The organism is Pseudomonas borbori (assembly GCF_900115555.1).
Taxonomy (GTDB): domain Bacteria; phylum Pseudomonadota; class Gammaproteobacteria; order Pseudomonadales; family Pseudomonadaceae; genus Aquipseudomonas; species Aquipseudomonas borbori.
In genome coordinates, this window is the sequence record NZ_FOWX01000084.1 from 1 (window position 1) to 2654 (window position 2654).

Annotated in this window: 1 protein-coding gene and 1 pseudogene; both read right to left on the reverse strand. The window is 54.4% G+C overall.

The window, feature by feature from the left end; translation table 11 throughout:
• Positions 1 to 80: 80 nt before the first annotated feature.
• Positions 81 to 416: pseudogene (locus BM315_RS24030) on the reverse strand (conjugal transfer protein TraG); the annotation flags it as partial.
• Positions 417 to 755: 339 nt separating this feature from the next.
• Positions 756 to 2453 (reverse strand): hypothetical protein, encoded by a 1698-nt coding sequence (locus tag BM315_RS24900; RefSeq protein WP_212633005.1) that lies wholly within the window; start codon positions 2451 to 2453, stop codon positions 756 to 758.
• Positions 2454 to 2654 lie beyond the last annotated feature (201 nt).

Sequence of the window (2654 nt, forward strand, 5' to 3'; positions counted from 1 at the left end):
CCGGCCAAAAGACCGGATGGTTGCACACACCGGGGTGGAAACTATTGGACGCTGTTTACCCCGGGAATCTGGAAAGTTTTCCACGCTGTTTCACAGTAGGTGGTGACCTGCCGAGCCTGGCGCGCACGCCAGATCGCCATGCCAATGGCCACCACCAATGCCAGCAGGCTGCTGCAGGCGGCGATGCTGCCGCCGACGTTGAAGACATCCGGCGCGTAGGCATCGAAGACGAACCACCACTCGAACAGACGCCAAGGGTGATAGATCGGCGTGCCCAGCAGCTCGAACCAGGGTGCTCCCAGGCGACCCTGATAGCCGAGCGCGGCAGCCGTCCACTGGGTGGCACCCCACACCCCGGAAAGGGTGATGGCCAAAACCACCAACACCTGGCCGTACAACACCGTCGTCGCATGCATCCTTGAACCCAACCTCTCCGGCAAAACGCACGGCACGCCGATGTGCCGCGAACGAGAGGTTGGGGATTGGCGGGGAAGGGGTCAAAGACCGTTTCGAGGATGACCCTGAGTGCGAATGCAATAGTTCCGGCTAAGGTATGGGGGAGAAGAAAACAGCGGGGCATGGCGTAGAGTGGTGGATGTTCGGCAAGTTTGGCATCACAATCCTCCGGGCACGAAGGGCAGAGATCGGCCAATAGCGGACGGTCTGACCTATAAATAAATGCGTCCCCTTTTTCCTCGCCCCCTTTTTCCTTTACTGCCACCGAACAGGCTTGATAGGAATTCCATTGCCTCTCCTCATACGTTGGCGAACATCAGCATAATCAAACCAAGCGAAATTGCTATATGCCACTTATCGAATGTGCGCAGTCGCCCCTTACCCAAGAATCGATAGCCTCCATCTGTTGGAATAACCCGATAGCGGGCAATTGGAAATATGGGAATGAAGAAAAACACAAAGTAATAGGTCGCCATATAAGAACCGTCAGAAGGATACTTGTCCGTGCGTCCGTAAAGTGTGACGCCGATGCCGTTGAACGAACTCAGGGATGGTGCCTTCTCAATAGGCTCAAGATCACCGAGACTGGCGTGATTCGCTTTGACGATAACTAGGTTCTCGCTAATTTTCTGGCGAAGCTTCACTTCCGTTGCGAGTTTCAGTGCATTCTCCAGCAATGAAACGCATGGCTCCCACTTTGATGTCTCATTACCGTAAGCCACAGCGCATTGCATGAGTGAAATCGCAAGGATGTCCTTTGCCTCCAGATATGTCGGAGAGCTTGACTTGATAGGCGCAACCTTCAACAACTCACCCCCCTCATTGAGCAGGCGAAGTCCCTCGCTATGCGCCGCGCGAGGATTGCGTTCAATGCTCTTTAGGACGCTCTCACACAGCGTACGAATCGGATCAATCGCGACAGACTCATTACGGCGCTGCGAAATATCGGCAAGAGCGTCTGAATCCAGCTCAATCTGCTCCGCGATTTCTGGCAGCTCGGCAAAGAGCTCTTGAATCAGTCCGGTGAGTCTCTGCGACTGCGTAAGCATGTCATGTTCGTTAAACAAGTCGATCGCAAGACTACGGATCGAGTAAGCGATCTCGTGGCTCGGCGCGTGCTCGATTCCCCTGGCCTTAGCACTCAACTGGATTGGCTGTGCGACCTTGTCCCAGTTGCGCGCAACCGCTTCAAGTTTGTCCACAAGTGGCTTTACGACGTTCTCGCCAGACTTTGCAGAGTCCCTAGCGGCCTTGATCAATTTTTGTGCGTTCTCAGCCTCCTTCTGAAGGAAGCCTTGCGTTTCGACGGCATAGCTATCCACGAGCTCGTCTATCAGCTCTGGCGCATGGTCCTCCCCTCCGCAGGTGATACCGTCAACTGCCAGTGTCATCGCTTCAACAAGTGAAGCTGTCGGAAGTCTATTCAAGGCATCTTTGATGGCGTTGCGGTAGTAACGCTTCCGCTCCGACATCTCGGCCTCGACCTGATCGACCCCCTTGACTTCAGGAAAGCCTGATACCGAGCGGTCTTCGTTGACGTCGCGCAGCACTTGCTCCGCTGATAGATCATCGACCAAGTACGCCATTTCCTTGATGAACTCGGCAACATCATCTGCCCAATCATTGCCATCCACCGCCTCAAATGCCGCTGCAATAAGATTCAGATGTGCAAGGGTAGGCAGGCCAGATTCCTTGCGAATTGACATCGGGTCCGTGTGCAACGCCGACATAAGTTGCGACGCTTTCCTCGGCGAAACGCCCGGCAGCCAGGCCATTTCAGCACTTAATCTCGTCCTCGGACTGGTCAAGTCTGATCGTGCTTTTTGGCATGCATCATGATCGAGTTCCAGTGACTTCGCTTCCGCCAGCTCAACGATATGGCGTCGGTCGTCTCTGGTGGTAACGCCGAGCAAGGCAAATGGATTCTGCTGTAGATGCGATTTATTGAGGCTTCGTTTGCATCGCGTTTTCGATGCGCCGGTTAGTGACGATGTCATAGCTTTGACTGCTCTAGGTAAATACTGCACCGAAATTAGTCCGGGACCGCTGTCCGCGCCCCAAGAAAGGAACTACTACTCGAACACGGAGACGCATTTTTCACCAACCTTTCGGTACCCGTCGTTGCAATACCAAATCGATCCGCTGACCCACGCATTGGCTGGTACCTTTAACGCCACGCACTGCTCACCAACCTTTCG